At 56.2% G+C, this 17,423-nt stretch carries 14 protein-coding genes and 1 tRNA gene; 7 read left to right on the top strand and 8 right to left on the bottom strand.

The annotated features are described in order from the left end of the window. Positions 1-38: 38 nt before the first annotated feature. Positions 39-551 carry an outer membrane protein gene (locus tag AC2FJW_RS00180; RefSeq protein WP_142633643.1) on the bottom strand — a complete coding sequence of 171 codons (513 nt, stop codon included), beginning with the start codon at positions 549-551 and terminating at the stop codon, positions 39-41. Between the two features lie 409 nt (positions 552-960). Between AC2FJW_RS00180 and AC2FJW_RS00175 the strand changes: the two genes are divergently transcribed. Continuing rightward, positions 961-2,505, top strand: coding sequence for a trimethylamine methyltransferase family protein (locus AC2FJW_RS00175; protein ID WP_496748894.1), 1,545 nt, complete (start codon positions 961-963; stop codon positions 2,503-2,505). A gap of 53 nt (positions 2,506-2,558) precedes the next feature. Here AC2FJW_RS00175 and AC2FJW_RS00170 read toward each other — a convergent pair whose 3' ends face one another. Together AC2FJW_RS00170 and AC2FJW_RS00165 are read right to left on the bottom strand one after the other, a co-directional pair. Continuing rightward, positions 2,559-2,804, bottom strand: coding sequence for an EF-hand domain-containing protein (locus AC2FJW_RS00170; RefSeq protein WP_496748892.1), 246 nt, complete (start codon positions 2,802-2,804; stop codon positions 2,559-2,561). Positions 2,805-3,343: 539 nt separating this feature from the next. Continuing rightward, complete coding sequence (locus AC2FJW_RS00165) at positions 3,344-6,964, bottom strand: vitamin B12-dependent ribonucleotide reductase (protein WP_496695552.1); 3,621 nt, start codon at positions 6,962-6,964, stop codon at positions 3,344-3,346. A 533-nt stretch (positions 6,965-7,497) separates the two neighbouring features. Here AC2FJW_RS00165 and AC2FJW_RS00160 point away from each other — a divergent pair. After that, on the top strand, positions 7,498-7,932 hold the full coding sequence (locus AC2FJW_RS00160) for a hypothetical protein (RefSeq protein ID WP_496748891.1): 435 nt from the start codon (positions 7,498-7,500) through the stop codon (positions 7,930-7,932). Positions 7,933-7,944: 12 nt separating this feature from the next. Here AC2FJW_RS00160 and AC2FJW_RS00155 read toward each other — a convergent pair. From AC2FJW_RS00155 to pdxH, 4 genes are all read right to left on the bottom strand, one after another. Further along, a tRNA-Pro gene (locus tag AC2FJW_RS00155) sits at positions 7,945-8,021 on the bottom strand. Positions 8,022-8,064: 43 nt separating this feature from the next. Then, the gene (locus AC2FJW_RS00150) at positions 8,065-8,532 is read right to left on the bottom strand and encodes a DUF192 domain-containing protein (protein ID WP_281972048.1); all 468 of its coding nucleotides are present in this window, start codon (positions 8,530-8,532) and stop codon (positions 8,065-8,067) included. Between the two features lie 6 nt (positions 8,533-8,538). After that, positions 8,539-9,045, bottom strand: coding sequence for a cold-shock protein (locus AC2FJW_RS00145; protein WP_282021219.1), 507 nt, complete (start codon positions 9,043-9,045; stop codon positions 8,539-8,541). 142 nt (positions 9,046-9,187) lie between these two features. Further along, complete coding sequence (gene pdxH, locus AC2FJW_RS00140; RefSeq protein ID WP_142633627.1) at positions 9,188-9,793, bottom strand: pyridoxamine 5'-phosphate oxidase; 606 nt, start codon at positions 9,791-9,793, stop codon at positions 9,188-9,190. A gap of 135 nt (positions 9,794-9,928) precedes the next feature. On the opposite strand from pdxH, the gene fabI reads away from it, so the two are divergent. The 5 genes from fabI to trpE all read left to right on the top strand — a co-directional run bounded on the left by fabI (position 9,929) and on the right by trpE (position 15,911). After that, positions 9,929-10,735: an enoyl-ACP reductase FabI gene (fabI, locus tag AC2FJW_RS00135; protein WP_142633624.1), complete on the top strand. Its 807-nt coding sequence runs from the start codon at positions 9,929-9,931 to the stop codon at positions 10,733-10,735. A gap of 3 nt (positions 10,736-10,738) precedes the next feature. Continuing rightward, positions 10,739-11,248, top strand: coding sequence for a xanthine phosphoribosyltransferase (gene gpt / locus AC2FJW_RS00130; protein WP_496688181.1), 510 nt, complete (start codon positions 10,739-10,741; stop codon positions 11,246-11,248). Between the two features lie 36 nt (positions 11,249-11,284). Continuing rightward, a complete protein-coding gene (locus AC2FJW_RS00125) occupies positions 11,285-12,460 on the top strand; it encodes an aminotransferase (RefSeq protein WP_496748889.1) in 1,176 nt (391 codons plus the stop codon). 81 nt (positions 12,461-12,541) lie between these two features. Next, a complete protein-coding gene (locus AC2FJW_RS00120) occupies positions 12,542-14,383 on the top strand; it encodes a peptidylprolyl isomerase (RefSeq protein WP_496748888.1) in 1,842 nt (613 codons plus the stop codon). A gap of 16 nt (positions 14,384-14,399) precedes the next feature. Further along, a complete protein-coding gene (gene trpE, locus AC2FJW_RS00115; RefSeq protein WP_142633617.1) occupies positions 14,400-15,911 on the top strand; it encodes an anthranilate synthase component I in 1,512 nt (503 codons plus the stop codon). Between the two features lie 50 nt (positions 15,912-15,961). On the opposite strand, the gene AC2FJW_RS00110 is transcribed toward trpE, so the two are convergent. Beyond that, on the bottom strand, positions 15,962-17,353 hold the full coding sequence (locus AC2FJW_RS00110) for a divergent polysaccharide deacetylase family protein (protein WP_496748886.1): 1,392 nt from the start codon (positions 17,351-17,353) through the stop codon (positions 15,962-15,964). Positions 17,354-17,423 lie beyond the last annotated feature (70 nt).

Raw genomic sequence — 17,423 nt, 5'->3', positions numbered from 1 at the left:
ATTCGGCAGCTCAGATCAGATTCAATCTGGAAATCTTGCTAGAACCGGAATGTCGTACGCAGGTTGAACACATTCGAATCCAGCCCCCCATTCGATCGGGTAACGTCATTGAAATTCTGGCGCAGCGCCTCACCGCTGATGACGAAATTATTGCCAATCGGATAAGCGACACCAATGCCATAAACCGCTGCGGTATCGTTTTCGACCGTGGAATCCACGCGCGCCGCACCGATAACTACATATCCCAACGCATTGCCGAAATCGTATCCGCCGCGCAATTTCAGCCGGGTCATGCTATCCAGACTGCCTTCGCCCTGACCAAGATTCAGCGACAGCCGGTTATACTCAAGCTCACCACCCAACACGAACTTGCCGAAATCAAAGTCATACCCGAGATGAGGACCAAAGCTGGTGTCGCTGCCGCTTGAACCATTCGGCCCGTCTGCATCAGCATAGCCAAAGCTGAATCCCGCATAGGCACCGCTCCAATCCTCGGCCAAAGCCGGTGAGAAGCCGGATGTCGCCAGAGCAACAATTAATGCGATATGCACCTTCCTACGATTCACCAAAAACCTTTCAGCAATGCTTTCGAGTATTCAGATCAATTTGCTACAAACTGGGCCGCATTCGTTAAAAAAGTGTTTAGCCTAGAGGCCCAATTCAAGTAAGCACAGGAATTATAGCAGATTTCGACCGCCTCGGGGAAAAATATCTTTAGGCAACAATCACTTGAGAATTTGCTTCGCTTTTCGGCATCAAGGTCGCAAATAGAACAGATAATGCCGTTCTGAATTGGAACACTGCGGCCACTGGATGAGGAACCAAATGCAGAACGAATTTTGGAAAATCCACCTGATCAGCCGCACAATCGGCGCGGATCGGGGACGTGCTGCCAGGGGGCGGCCGTCAGGCTTTTTGTAAGGCCTCTCAAAATACGTTTCTCACTACTGGATCCTAAACATGAACGACCAACCCCGTAACTCTTCCCGCAGTGGCGGACGTGCTGCGCGTCGTGCTGCCCGCGCATCTGCTCTGCCTGATCATCTGCGCCCTATCCGCCCGGGAATGGAGGGCGGACGCTACAAGCCACTGACTCAGCCACAAGTCGAACGCATTCACGAGGCCGCGCTGCAGGCGCTTGAAACCATAGGTCTGGCGGATGCTCCGCAAAGCGGGATCGACTATCTGGTTGGCGCAGGCTGCACACTTGGCGACGACGGGCGCATCCGGTTTCCGCGCGCGCTGGTTGAAGACACCATTGCCAAAGCCAACCGCTCGGTCACATTGTTCAGCCGGGATGGTCAAACTGACCTGGAATTGTCGGGGGCAAAGGTTCACTATGGGACCGCCGGTGCCGCTGTCAGTATGGTTGAAGTCAACGGCCGCGAATACCGCGATTCGACTGTGCAGGATCTGCACGATGCCGCGCGGATTTGCCAACAGCTGGACAACATCCATTTTGTCCAACGCCCGATGGTTTGTCGCGATATTTCCGACAATCTCGAGATGGACCTGAACACGATTTACGCTTGTAGTTCTGGTACTTACAAGCATATCGGCACATCGTTCACCGATCCTAGTTATGTCGCGCCAGCGATGGAATTAATCCACATGATCGCAGGCGGTGAAGACAAGTGGCGCGAGCGGCCATTCATCTCGAACTCGAACTGCTTTGTCGTACCGCCCATGAAGTTTGCCACTGAAAGCTGTCAGGTGATGGAGGAATGCATCAAGGCAGGAATGCCTGTTCTTCTTCTTTCGGCCGGAATGGCAGGTGCAACTGCTCCGTCCACAATCGCAGGCGCCATTGCCCAGGCGACAGCAGAATGTCTTGCCGGTTTGGTTTATGTAAATGCCATAAAGCCCGGTGCACCAGCGATTTTTGGAACCTGGCCCTTTGGGTTGGACCTTCGGACAGGCGCCATGTCCGTAGGATCTGGTGAACAGGCTCTGCTCAGCGCAGGCTGTGCCCAAATGCACAAGTTTTATGATCTGCCAGGCGGAGCCGCCGCAGGCGCATCGGATTCCAAATTGCCCGATATGCAAGCGGGATGGGAGCAGATGTGCTCGAACGTCATGGCCGGCCTGTCGGGCCTGAATATGGTTTATGAATCCGCCGGAATGCACTCGTCTCTGTTGGGTTTTTGCTTTGAAAGCCTGATCTTAGGGGATGATCTTATCGGACAGGCGATGCGCTGCGTCCGCGGGATCGAAGTGTCTGACGAAACACTGGCATTGGATCAGATGGCCGAGGTTTGCCTTGGTGGACCCGGTCACTATTTGGGAACCGATGCCACACTTGGGCGCATGCAGGCCGACTATGTGTATCCAGCACATGGAGATCGAACGTCTCCGAAAGAATGGGTCGAGCTTGGCAAACCTGACTTGATCGAAAAAGCGACCGCGCGAAAACTGGAAATCCTGTCGACCTCTTCGCCAGCACGGTTCGATCCGGCATTGGATGCGCAGATTCGCAGTAAATTCAACATTCACCTACCCCGATAAACACCTAGAAAGGCGGCCAGAATTTTCGTCTGGCCGCCTTGAAAATTTGTTAATCAGCCGTTTGTAGATGGCAGCAACCCGGCTTCCTGCGCGATGGTGATCTCATCCTGATCCAGCGCGCCGTCACCATTTGCATCCATCGCCGCAAATCCGTTTGCGTCGACGTCCGGCACGACTGCCTGAACCTCTTCGATTGTCAGAACGCCGTCCCCGTTGGTATCCGCCGTAGATTGCGCGAGGGCCAAAGTGGGCAGAGCAAGAGCAAGTGCGGAAAAGGTCGCCAGAGTATTCGGTTTCATTGTGATGCCTCCTGATAGAGTTTGTGTGTTTTGTGTCCGGACAGGCATCAGAAACACGCAATCACCACCGGTTGTCAGCCGCTCACTTCAATCGCTTTGATTTCGCGCCAAACTCCGCGTGTTTGCCAGAGTCGCATCCGCGGTCAGTCGCTCGGCAAAATTCCCTCAAACCCGCTCGGCGGTTCTTGCCCGACGGGAAACGGGTAATCCGGCGAGGCTCTGCCGAATTCGCCGTTTTTAGGTAAAAAGAAAGGGGGCCGAAGCCCCCTGTCAGTTTCGCCATCCAGGCTCCATTCGTTGACCGCCCGGTGTTTTGTTTGCCTGCGGCCTGGACGTCGCATGGAACGAGCGCACCCGTTCCGTGAAAGAGTGGGAAAGAGCATATATTCCGCCCCACCCTGTTCCCGGCCAACACGGGCATGTCGGCCGAGTGGACCAAGGCATCGAAGGTAAGTCTCTGCGCCTTGCTCCGTATTCGTCGGGGCCGGTAACTGTGGCAGCTTCCGACCCCTGCGCCCCGGGTTGCCGGGGCGCTTAACTCAGCTACACCCGCTTGTTGAGCCGCAGGTGTTGCACTTCATGCAGGTGCCGTTGCGCACCAGCGTGTAGTTTCCGCATTCACCGCAAGGATCGCCCTCATAGCCCTGCATCTTGGCTTTGGTGCGGGCATCCATTCCGGTTGCGGCGGCGGATTCAACCACCGGAGCTTCGAAAGTGGCTGCGGTTTCGGCCATGCCGTTAACCACGGTTTGTCCGCCATTGAGAACCATCAGTTCCTGCGGCATCCGTTTGCGCAGATACCCGGTCGAGCTGATTTGTTTCAGAACTTCCAAAGACTTGGATGCAGCGCTTTCGCTGATCTCGGACACGTTCGAGACACCCTCTTCCTCACCCCGACCCAGATCGTCAAAGCTTGCTCCTTCTGGCTTCACATGAGCCAGATCGGTGCGATCCAGATAGGACACGGCCAGTTCGCGGAAGATGTAGTCCAGGATCGACGTCGCATTTTTGATCGAGTCGTTGCCCTGTACCATCCCAGCGGGCTCGAACTTGGTGAAGGTAAAGGCATCCACAAACTCTTCCAGCGGCACGCCATATTGCAGGCCAACCGACACGGCGATGGCAAAGTTGTTCATCATCGCCCGGAAGCCCGCGCCTTCCTTGTGCATGTCGATGAAGATCTCACCCAGTTGGCCGTCTTCGAACTCACCGGTGCGCAGATAGACCTTGTGGCCGCCGACAATCGCTTTTTGCGTATAGCCCTTGCGGCGATGGGGCAGTTTTTCGCGATGGCTGCGGATCATTTCCTTGACCACAACCTTCTCGATCACCTTCTCGGCCAGAACGACGGCTTTTTCCTGCGGCGTCCCGGTTTCCAGAACTTCTGCTGCCTCTTCGTCATCCTCGACCAGCGCGGCTGCCAATGGCTGCGACAGTTTAGAGCCGTCGCGATACAGCGCGTTGGCCTTCACACCCAGCGACCAGGACAGCTCATAAGCTTTCTGGCAATCCTCGATGGTGGCGTCATTCGGCATGTTGATCGTCTTGCTGATCGCACCCGAAATGAAGCTCTGCGCTGCAGCCATCATGGTGATGTGGCTGTCAACACCCAGGAAACGCTTGCCTTTCTTGCCGCACGGATTGGCGCAGTCGAAGATCGAATAATGCTCTTCCTTCAGATGCGGCGCGCCTTCCAGCGTCATGGTTCCGCAGACGTGGTCGTTGGCCGCGTCGATATCCGCCTTGGTAAAGCCCAGATGGCGCAGCAGATCGAAGGTCGGGTCATTCAGTTTGGTCGCAGGAATGCCGAGAACGCCGGTGCAGAAATCCTCGCCCAGAGTCCACTGGTTAAACACGAACCGGATGTCGAAGGCGCTTTCCAGCGCGGCATCCACTTTGGCCAGTTCATTGGGGCCAAAGCCGTGACCCGTCAGGGAGGTGTGGTTGATCCCCGGAGCGTTGCCGATGGTGCCATGACCAACCGCGTAGCTGACGATCTCTTCAATCTGAGCCGAGGAATACCCCTGCTTTTCCAGCGCTGCAGGCACCGAACGGTTGATGATTTTGAAATACCCGCCACCGGCCAGTTTCTTGAACTTTACCAAAGCAAAGTCCGGCTCGATCCCAGTGGTGTCGCAATCCATCACCAGACCGATGGTTCCTGTTGGCGCAATCACAGTGGCCTGCGCGTTGCGATAACCGTTCTGTTCACCCAGGCTCAGCGCTTCGTCCCAAGCTGACATCGCCAGATCAACCAAACGTTTATCCGGGCAGTTGCCATGGTCCAGAGGTACAGGCTTCACTGCCAGTTTCTCATACCCTTCAGTCACACCCTGAGATGCGCGTCGGTGGTTGCGGATGACCCGAAGCATGTTATCGGCGTTGCGCTCATAGCCATTGAACGGCCCCAGTTCGCCGGCGATCTCGGCCGAGGTTGCATAGGCAACACCGGTCATGATCGCGGTCAGCGCGCCACAGATCGCGCGGCCTTCATCCGAGTCATAGCTATAGCCCATGTTCATCAGCAGACCGCCGATATTGGCATAGCCCAAACCCAAAGTGCGGAAGTCATAGGACAGCTGCGCGATTTCCTTGGACGGGAACTGCGCCATGGTCACCGAGATCTCCAGCGTTAGAGTCCACAAGCGCGAGGCATGCATATAGTCCACTGCCTGGAACTCATCATCTTTGAGGAAAGTCAGCAAGTTCATCGACGCAAGGTTACAGGCCGTATCATCGAGGAACATATATTCCGAACACGGGTTCGATCCGCGAATCTCCCCATCTTTGGGGCATGTATGCCACTCGTTGACTGTGTCGTGAAACTGGATGCCGGGATCGGCGCAGGCCCAGGCCGCGTGGCCAACCTTTTCCCACAGGTCGCGCGCCTTGACGGTCTTGGCGACTTTCCCGTTTGTGCGGTTGACCAGCTCCCAGTCCGCGTCCTTCTCGACAGCGGTCAGGAAGGCGTTGGTTACGCGAATCGAGTTGTTCGAGTTCTGGCCCGAAACCGAGCTGTAGGCTTCCGAATCCCAATCCGTATCGTAGGTCGGGAATTCGATGCTATCGTGACCCTGCTTGGCGTAATCCAGAACGCGTTTGATGTAAGTCTCGGGGATCGCAACATTTTTCGCCTCGCGAACCGCCTTTTTCAGGCTGTCATTTATCTTGGGATCATACGCATCTTCCTGCGCGCCGTCCCAGCTGCGGATGGCCTCGAAAATGCCGTTCAGCATCTTCTCGTGCATCTTCGATCCGGCAACGATCGAGGCCACCTTCTGCTCTTCGATCACCTTCCATTCGATGAATTTCTCGATGTCTGGGTGATCTGCATCGACGATGACCATCTTTGCTGCTCGACGGGTCGTGCCACCTGATTTGATCGCGCCAGCGGCGCGGTCGCCGATCTTGAGAAAGCCCATCAAACCCGAGGATTTACCGCCACCCGACAGTGCCTCGCCCTCGCCACGCAGGTGGCTAAAGTTGGTCCCGGTTCCGCTTCCGTATTTGAACAGGCGCGCCTCGCGGACCCACAGGTCCATAATGCCACCCTCGTTCACCAGATCATCATCTACGGACTGGATGAAACACGCATGCGGCTGCGGATGCTCATAGGCGGATTTCGATTTGGTCAGCTTGCCTGTCTTATAATCGACATAGTGGTGCCCCTGTGCTGGGCCATCGATTCCGTAAGCCCAGTGCAGGCCGGTATTGAACCATTGCGGGCTGTTCGGCGCAGCGCGCTGAGTCGCCAGCATATAACGCATCTCGTCGAAATAGGCGCTCGCGTCATCCTCGGTCGAGAAATAGCCACCTTTCCAGCCCCAATAGGCCCAGGCGCCGGCAAGACGGTCAAACACCTGCTTGGACGAGATTTCGCCCCCAAATTCAGCGTCCTCAGCCGGAACAGAACGCCACAGGAATTCAGGGACATCCTTTTCCTTGACCTTCTTCAGCTTGGTCGGAACGCCTGCCTTGCGGAAATACTTCTGCGCGATGACGTCGCTTGCGACCTGGCTCCAGCTGGTAGGAACCTCGATATCGTCCAGGCGGAAAACGATGGTCCCATCCGGGTTTCGGATTTCTGACGTCGCAGAAGCGAACTTAAGCTCTGCATAAGCATCCTGTCCCGATTTGGTAAATTTTCTGTCAATCTTCATGTCCGCCGCCCTAGATTCAATCAACTTGTCTCTTGGCTTTTGATCCCAATAAACGGACCATCTGCCCTAACCGAAAATCTTGGGCGCAGGAAACCGGCCGCTGCCCGAAGCAGCGTGACCCCGTTCCGACGGACGCACGTAAGTATGATGTGCTCTCCAGCCCTCGCCCTATGCCACGTTCTGGATTTTCTACCAGATTTAGTGGCAGCACTTTCGGCCTATACAATCTGGCGTATTCACACATAGATCGTCAACGGCCTTTTTCCGCCATTTTTGGAATCTTTTATGTTGACCGATCCGCATAGACAAACTGGAGAAGGACAGTTTCCGATTCCTCCACAGAGTTATCCGCCATGGTTCGCCATCACCTAGCCAAGTCCGTAATACGATTAACCGTTCTTTCCGGCTTACTTATCGCGATTTGATAAACCAGCCTTAAGATGTCTAGGTTGAAATAGAATCAGCATCCGGCCGATTTCGACATTACTCAGAGGTGCGCGTAAAAGCACATCCAACAAAGGGCAGACCGATCAATGACCGCGTTTCGAATAATTTCCCTGTTTGCCCTGATCGTGGCCTGCACACCACAAGAAACGCCCGCCACATCGCGCAGCGCGCAGTTCTCAGCCTTTCCCGACAAGTTGTTTGCTACGTTCGAGACATCCTGCAACGGCCCGGGTGAGGAATTTAGGAAATTCGGAAATCGTCAGTTCGAGTGTCAGGAACTCCTGCCTCCGAAGACCACAGCCTACCTGATTCTCAACTATAACGGCTATCCACAGAACCTACCCAAAAGTGTGACTCGGCTGACCGCCGAAAAAAATGCAGATGGCTATCTGGTTGAAGCGGATCTGTTTTTTAATGTGCCGCGCGAAACAGGGCCTGCTGCAAAAGTCCCTGTAGAAAGCAAAGAATTGGATAAAACCCTTAGCGCCATCTATCGAACGATGGGTGGGTCGCCATTTTAATTTTTGAAGAAGTGGTCGGGGCGGCAGGATTCGAACCTACGACCCCCTGTACCCAAAACAGGTGCGCTACCAGACTGCGCCACGCCCCGAACCGTGCGCCTTCCTAACCGTGCCGTTCTGATTTGAAAAGCCCTAACAGGGCCAAATTGCCGGACCATGTGAAAAAACTTTGTGCTGGATCTGTGTTCCAGGCGTGATCAGATAACGATCTGCGAGACCAGCGTTGATTTCCAACACCGCGAATACCGAATCGCCCCCTCCGATGGGGGTCAAATCACCGGGAATCGCGTTGTGATGAACTTTCGTTACCATACCCGTCTTATCTATGAAGATCAGGTCCAGAGGAATCAGCGTGTTCTTCATCCAGAACGCAACAGGTTGCGGTGGGTCGAATACAAACAGCATTCCTGAACGTACCGGAAGCGATTCTCGAAACATGAGTCCGCGCGATCGCTCCTGTGGCGACACGGCGAGTTCAATATCAAAGCCGATTTGGGACTTATCATTTTTCAGGCTAACACGATCTGTACGACAGGCGGCGTCTGCGCCACCGGCCCAAAGTAACAAGACAACAGTCAGAACCTTGAAAAGCCCTGCCATGACAGATCAGTCATCCATAGCTGCTTCCCAGGCCATAACCTGGGCCGCCATCCGACCACGCTGTCCGTCTATGACCCGCATGGCCAATGCTTCACCGGGTTGCAGATCCGCAAGCCCCGAACGGCGTAGAACCTCAATATGCAGGAACACATCCTCGCCACGCCCGAATACATTAGCGAAGCCAAACCCTTTGCCCTTGTCGAACCACTTAACCCGCGCAGCCACCAAAGGGGCCGCTGCAATCTCAACTGGATCAAGTTCAGCAAAATCCGCGAGCATCATCGTATCGGCGCGCGCTGGCGGATCGACGCTGATGACTTCGACAGCCTGCACACCGCGATCAGTGCGATGCGTCATAATTTCGATGCCCGCCCCGTCTGCAACCGAGCTTTGACCGAAATTACGCAAAACGTTTACGTGCAGCAGAATATCCGGCCCACCTTCATCCGATACGACAAAGCCGTATCCTTTGGCAGGGTCGAACCATTTAACGTGTCCTCGGACGCGGTACATGTTGTTCAGATCTTCTGGCACTGTGGTCCCACTGCGTTTTTTTTCACTTTATTAAGGGTCCGATGTGTATGGGATTGACGCGCAAATTCAAGGTGAAAAATCCCTTTGTTATCTGCGCATTGCAATTCGCGACACGTGAACGTCATGGATTCAACCTCTGAATCTGCCATTCGGAAGCAGCGTCATCCCGGCACCACCTGAACCTGTCATGCAGACGAAATGCGCCGTCTGCCCAGAATTCGATTTCCGTCGGCACAAGCCGGTAACCACCCCAAAATTTAGGGCGCGGAGGGTTAGGGCCAAGCCTTGCGGTCACTTTCGCCACATCCGCCATCAGCGCGGAACGGCTGCTAAGCGGCTGAGATTGCTTGGACGCCCATGCACCAAGCCGACTTTTCAATGACCTGGAGGCATAATACTCATCAGCCTTTGGTCCATCCTCGCGCGTGATTGTACCACGAACGCGGATTTGACGCCGCAAAGATTTCCAATGCATCACGAAGGCCGCCTTGCCAGCATTGTCCAACTCGCCTGCCTTGGCACTTTCGTAATTTGTGTAGAAAACGAAGGCGTCGGCTTCAATCTCTTTCAACAGCACCATTCGTACATTGGGCATACCATCTTCGCCCACGGTTGCCAGTGCAATCGCGTTAGGATCGTTGGGTTCACTCTTCACAGCTTCGCCCAGCCACCGCCCTGCTATTGCAAATGGGTCGGTTCCTGCGAAGATGCCATCACGTTCGCTCATTTCCATCCCCTGGAAACTATTGAGGGATACCCTAGGGCGAGTTCCCGCCACGGGCAAGAGTGCACGGCCTTGAAGCAGACCAGCCAATGGCATAAACCAACGCAACATAACGCGAAGACAGGCGGAGAACCGAACATGTCAAATCAGTTGATGGCCGGAAAGCGCGGCCTCATCATGGGACTGGCCAATGACAAATCAATCGCATGGGGAATCGCCCGCGCCTTGTCCGAGGCCGGGGCCGAGTTAGCATTCTCATATCAAGGGGATGCCTTGAAAAAGCGCGTTGACCCTCTGGCGGCACAGCTGGGCAGTGAAATCGTCCTGCCCTGCGATGTCAGCGATGAAGCCTCGATCGACGGATTGTTCGATGCGCTGTCCGAGAAATGGGGAAAGCTGGACTTTGTTGTCCACGCAATCGGTTTTTCAGACAAGAATGAGCTACGCGGGCGCTACGTTGATACATCGCGGGCGAATTTCAACCTCACGATGGACGTGTCGGTTTATTCCTTTACCGCCGTAATGCAGCGTGCCGAAAAGATGATGACCGAAGGCGGCAGCGCCATCACCCTGACCTATTACGGTGCCGAACAGGTGATGCCGCATTATAATGTCATGGGCGTTGCCAAAGCCGCGCTGGAAGCATCGGTCAAATATCTGGCCGAGGATTTAGGCAAGGACGGCATTCGTGTGAATGCGATCTCGGCCGGGCCGATCAAGACGCTGGCCGCCAGCGGTATCGGGGACTTCCGCTATATCATGAAGTGGAACGAATATAACTCACCCCTGCGCCGCAATGTGACCATCGACGATGTGGGCAACTCGGCGCTGTATCTGCTTTCCGATCTAAGCGGCGGTGTCACTGGTGAGAACCTGCATGTGGATTCGGGATACCATATCGTCGGCATGAAAGCAGTTGATGCTCCAGACGTTGAGAAGGGTTGAATCATGAGTGCCAAGGACCGCCTGCCCCACGAAAAAGGCTTTCACATCAGCTGGGATCAGATTCACCGCGATTCCCGAGCGCTCGCTTGGCGGCTGGATGGGCAAGGTCCGGATGATGGAGCCTGGCGTGGCGTCGTTGCCATTACCCGTGGCGGCATGGCACCGGCGATGATTGTCAGCCGCGAGCTGGACATTCGCACAGTCGACACGATCAGCGTGCGCTCCTACCATCATCAGGATCAAGGCGAAGCCGAAGTGCTCAAAGCGCCCGACGCTGACCTCATGGGCGACGGCACCGGAATCCTGATCGTCGACGATCTGGTCGACAGTGGCAAAACTCTGGAACTGGTACGGGCGATGTATCCCAAGGCGCATTTCGCGACGGTTTATGCCAAGCCGAAAGGCCGCCCGATGGTTGACACTTTCATCACCGAAGTCAGCCAGGACACCTGGATTTTCTTCCCGTGGGATATGGCTTTGCAATATGTCGAACCCTACCGGGGCACGGATTGATCCGGCCCAAGCGCAGCAAGTGACTGGGGCGCTGAGATGACCCGGACACGCACCGCCGCCACCTTTCCGCCCCCAGTCATGGAGGCGCGCCGGTGGATCGAAGGCGTGACCTTCCCTGAAGAGCGGCCCTTGATAAACGTAAGTCAGGCGGCCCCCGTCGATCCGCCTCCACTTGAGATGCGTCAGGCGATGGCGGCTTATGCGTCGACCGAGGATTCCGCTCATCTCTATGGCCCGGTTCTGGGCAACAGCGCCCTCAGGTCTGAACTGGCCAGCCAGATTACGGTTCATTATGGCGCACCTGTCGCACAGGAACAGGTTGCCATTACTTCTGGCTGCAATCAGGCCTTCGCCGCTGCGATTTCCTCCATCACAGACCAAGGGGATGAGGTCATTCTGCCCACGCCGTGGTATTTCAACCATAAAATGTGGCTGGATATGACAGGTGTTAACGCCATTGATCTGAGAACTGATGATGGACTGTTGCCAGAGGTGAACGCGGCGCGGGATTTGATAACGGATAAGACCCGCGCCATTGCTCTGGTCACCCCGAACAATCCCGGCGGTGTCGAATACCCGGCTGAGCTGCTGCGCGCGTTTTTCGAACTGTCGCGCGAAACCGGAATTAAGCTTTTGGTTGATGAGACCTACCGCGATTTCGACAGCCGCAGCGGCCCGCCCCATGATCTGTTCGCTCAGCCGGGCTGGGATGACACTCTGATTCATCTATATTCGTTTTCAAAGGCCTACCGTCTGACTGGTCACCGAGTAGGTGCTGTTGCGACCAGTCCGTTGCTGCTGTCTGAGATTGAGAAATTTCTGGATACCGTCGCGATCTGTCCAAACCAAATCGGTCAGTTTGGTGCGCTTTGGGGGATGCAAAACCTGTCGCAATGGCTGGCCGATGAACGAAGGGAAATCCTCGACCGTCGCGCTGTCATTACAAGACAACTTCCCAAACTGACCAGTAAAGGATGGCGGTTGCTTGGGTTGGGCGCCTATTTTGCCTATTTCGAACACCCGTTTGACATCTCTTCGGATGATTTGGCCCGTCGGCTGGTCACGGATGCCAGCATTCTGTTGCTGCCAGGCACGATGTTCATGCCCGATCACGACCCGGCCGGGAAACGACAAGTCCGCATCGCATTTGCCAATCTTGATCGCAACGGAATTACGGAATTGTTTGACCGCCTGCACGCTCTCTCCTTCTAAGCTTGCCCCCCGGCGGTGCGCGTCGTATTCAGGGCCGCAACCGACAGGGCAAATACTTGCCGAATAAAACAAGAGGGCACCATGGCCGCAGGCATGAAAAATCTATCAAAGACCTTTGTCTGGATCCTCATGGGTCTTTTGATGCTGGGCCTTGCAGGATTTGGCGCGACCAGCCTGACTGGAACTGTGCACACTGTGGCGCAGGTGGGCAACGAAGATATCTCGATTGACGATTACGTCCGCGAACTTCAGCGAGAAATCCGCGCGGTCGAAAGCCAGACCGGCCAGCCCCTGCAAATGTCACAGGCCCGCGATTTTGGCTTGGACCAGCTGGCTCTGTCGCGCCTCACCGCGCTGGCTGCTTTGGATAACGAAGTTGGTCTGCTGGGTATTTCGATCGGCGATGAAAATTTGCAGGAAGAAATCGTCTCGATCCCTGCGTTTCAGGGGCCTGATGGTTCTTTCGACCGTGAGGCATATCGCTTTCAGCTTGAACAGGTTGGCATGACCGACACCGAGTTTGAAACCGATCTGAGGAAAGAATCCGCACGGACCATCGTGCAGGATGCCGTGGTCAGCGGAGTAGAAATGCCCTCAATCCTGACTGAAGTTCTGACAGACTTTGTCGGTGCGCGCCGCAGCTTTACTGTTGCAACCGTTTCGCCCGAAGCTTTGGCAGAGCCGGTTGCAACCCCAACCGATGAACAAATCCAGGCCTATTACGACGAGAACCAGGACCAGTTTTCCCTGCCCCGCACCAAAAAGCTGACCTATACGATTCTGTCGCCCAATATGATGCTGGATAGTGTCGAGGTGGACGAAGATTCAGTTCTCCGGCTTTTCGAACAGCGCGCAGACGAGTTTCAGCAACCCGAGCGTCGCCTTGTTGAACGCCTTTCTTTTTCTGATGACGCCGCTGCGCAAGATGCCATGGCACAGATTGAAGTTGGCGGGACAACCTTCGAACAACTTGTCCGTGACCGTGAGCTTGAGCTGAGCGACGTGGATCTGGGCGACGTTACCCGCGACGACCTAGGCGATGCGGCCGAGGCCATTTTCGCGGCTGAACTGGACACTGTTGTTGGACCTCTGCCCTCGGTATTCGGCCCTGCCCTTTTCCGTATCAACGGCTCGCTGGCTGAGAACAACACTCCCTTCGAAGACGCCGCCCCAGCTCTGCGCGAAGAGTTGGCCGCAGACCGTGCGCGCCGCCAGATCGAGGCTCAGTCCGAAGACATCAATGACCTGCTTGCAGGCGGGGCAACACTTGAGGAGTTGGCAGCCGAGACTGGGATGGAGCTGGGACAGATCGACTGGACTCGCGCCAGTCAGGATGGCGTGGCCGCATATGACGGTTTCCGCAGTGCAGCCGAAGCCGTGCAAGACGGAGATTTTCCCGAGATTGCATTCCTTGAGGACGGTTCGATCTTTGCGCTGCGCCTGAACGAAACGCTGCCTCGTCGGCCTGAACCGCTGGAATCAGCGCGTGATCGCGTTGCGGCGGCCTGGACACAGGTTCAAACTGACAAAGCGTTGGAAGACCACGCGAATGCCGTGTTGGAGCAGTTGCAGGAGAACGGGGATTTCACCACGACCGGCCTACCTCACCGCGTGGAAAACGCTCTGACACGAACTGCATTTCTAGAAGATGTACCCGCAGGTTTCATGCCGGAAGTGTTCGACATGGAACTAGGAAGCTATCGTGTCGTTCCCGGTGCCGGGGTCGCGTTGATCGTTCGACTTGACGAATTGTTGCCCCCTGCCGAGACCGATGAACGCCGTCAGGTTCAACAAGCGCTTGCCGCTCAGCTGAATCAGGCTCTGGCACAGAACATTTTCGATGCCTATGTTCGCGACGCCCAGGCCCGCGCCCGTCCTGTGGTGGATCAGCAAGCACTGAACGCCGTTCAGGCGAGCTATTAATTAAGAGACCGAAAATATGGCCCTGACCCCAGAGTTTGACAGCTTCGCCCGTGCTTATGAGGCCGGCGAGAACCAGGTCGTTTACACCCGTCTGGCAGCCGATCTTGATACGCCTGTCTCCTTGATGCTGAAACTGACCGGAGCGCAAAAAGACGCCTTTATGCTCGAGTCGGTAACTGGTGGCGAGGTCCGCGGACGGTATTCGATCATCGGTATGAAACCCGACCTGATCTGGCGCTGTCGCGCTGAGACCTCGGAACTGAACCGCTCGGCCCGGTTCGACCCGGACGCTTTCACGGCGCAGGATGGCGATCCGATGGACAACCTTCGGACGCTTCTGGCCGAAAGCCGGATCGAGCTGCCTGACGACCTTCCACAAGCTGCGGCGGGACTATTTGGCTATCTCGGTTATGACATGGTGCGCTTGGTCGAGCATCTGCCGAACATCAACCCCGACCCTCTGGGCCTGCCGGATGCCGTCATGCTGCGCCCTTCTGTCGTCGCGGTTCTGGATGGTGTGAAGGGCGAAGTCACGGTCGTTTCCCCCGCCTGGGTCAGCGATGGCCAGTCGGCCAAGGCTGCATATGCCCAGGCTGCCGAGCGCGTCATGGACGCAGTGCGCGATCTGGAGCGGGCGATGCCTGCTGAAACACGTGACCTTGGCGATGCGTACGAAGTCGCCCCGCCCGTCTCGAATTTTACCAAATCCGGCTATCTGGAGGCGGTCGAGAAAGCCAAGGAATACATCCGCGCTGGTGATATCTTTCAGGTAGTGCCAGCGCAGCGCTGGACGCAGGATTTCCCGCTGCCTCCATTTGCGTTGTACCGGTCGCTGCGGCGAACAAACCCGTCGCCCTTCATGTTCTATTTTAACTTTGGCGGGTTTCAAGTGATCGGCGCCAGCCCGGAAATCCTGGTGCGCGTGTTTGGCAATGAAGTCACCATACGACCCATCGCCGGGACGCGCCCACGTGGAGCGACCCCGGAAGAGGACAAAGCTTACGAAATTGAGTTGCTGGCCGACAAGAAAGAACTGGCCGAACATCTGATGCTGTTGGATCTAGGCCGTAATGACACCGGGCGCGTTTCAAAGATCGGAACGGTGCGCCCGACCGAAGAGTTCATCATTGAACGGTACAGCCATGTTATGCACATCGTTTCAAACGTTGTGGGTGAGTTGGCCGAGGGTAAAGATGCGCTGGACGCCTTTTTTGCGGGAATGCCCGCGGGGACTGTCTCGGGCGCGCCCAAGGTACGAGCCATGGAAATCATTGATGAGCTTGAGCCGGAAAAACGCGGTGTCTACGGCGGCGGCGTCGGTTATTTCAGTGCCGGCGGAGACATGGACATGTGTATCGCCCTGCGAACGGCCATCGTTCAGGATCAAAAGCTATATATTCAGGCCGGTGGTGGCGTTGTGTATGATAGCGATCCAGAGGCTGAATTCATGGAAACCGTCCACAAGTCCAACGCCATCAGACGCGCTGCGGCTGACGCGGCCCGATTTACGCTGTCCGGCAAGAATTGATAAAGGCAGCCCGTCTGGGCTGCCTGTTTCGGGGAAGGAAGCGACCGGGCCTATTTTGCCCCTTGCATCATCACCGCCGAAATAGGCGCCATTGCTACGCGGCCTCCGCGATCTTCCAGACCCCAAAGCAGCAAGGCCGATATGGTATCCGGGCGCAACCGGCCCAACATGACAACGGTGCCCTCCTGCCCGGCCCGGAACGCAGCCTGGTCCAGAAAACGTCGCATGATTTTTGCATCCTGCCGCGCGCCGTCGATATCTCTGAAAATTACCGCAGACGGAATTCCATTACGGGAGGCCAACTTCTGAACCGTGTTGAGCCCGTTATCCTGAGTGATCAGTCCTCGACCCGTTCCACCGGCGATGGCGGCGACCTGATCCGCCAGTTTCCGGTTACCCTGGATGCCGGATCCATCACCTTCAAGAATTCCTACCGTTTCGGGCAACGCTTCAAGCCACACCGAAAGCGATACCTCAGCATCCTGTGCGCTGGCCGCCTTGGGCAGGTCAGCAGTGACCATCACTTCGAACCCGGCCGCCCGATGTCGAGCCATTTTCTCAGCTGCATCGGGGTCTGATGGGCGCACCGCAAACGTAAGCGGATATGGGAAATCCTGAAGCGCCTCGGCGCCATATGCACCCTCATCGTCAATCAGAATGATCGACATGAGGGGTTTGGAATCCGGATTGTCAAACTTCTCTGCGAAGGCCTCGATCGGTTTACCTAAAGGAACCTCTTCCTGCGGATCTTGGGCTGCTTCATCATCTCGTTCAGTCAAAGGCACTACACGACGCCCGATAGTGGTATTTCCCGACGTGTTGTCCTCTGCGCCGATCTGCGGAACCGAGGCGATACGCGGTAGCGGCTGACTGGGCAGCGTGTCCTCGTCCCCTTCCACTGCGATTGGGTTATCCTCCGGATTCACCTCCAGCTCGATTGATTCCGAAGGCGAGACTTCGGGCAAGGGCTCGGCAAGAGCAACCTGATCAGCCGGTGGCTCAGGGGCATCTTCTGCGGCATCTGGGCTGAGGTCGGCAAGCGGCGCAGGCTGAACGGGGACAGGCATTCGCGGAACGACAGGGGCCTCACTCGAGATGCTTACGGAATCCGCCTCGCTCGGCGTCGGCGCTTCGACCGGAACGCTTACGTTATTCACTACCGGCTGGCTGTCCGGGGCGTTCTCAGCTTCGGATAAACCGGCCAGAGAATCCTCTTCTTCGACTTCATTCTCGGGCGTCTGCGCAGGGAGTTTGAGCAGATCGGCATCTGCACCCGCCTCAGCGACAACCTCGGAGCTCTCCGACGTCTGCACCGGTGCAGGTTCTGGTGCGACTGTCGCTATGGACGGCTTTTTCGACAGCGGCGCGTTGAGCGATAAGACTGCCCCCAGCACCACAACGACAACTGCGCCTGCGATCATTCCGCCGACAAATCCGCCCATAATATTTGCCTCTCGCCTTAGTCCTGCTGCCTTGCCCTTGCACCATCTGTTGTGGCACCTGCCTGCTGGA

It is taken from the genome of Ruegeria sp. CDSA020 (genome assembly GCF_059612345.1).
This window is presented reverse-complemented; position numbering and strand designations above follow the sequence as displayed.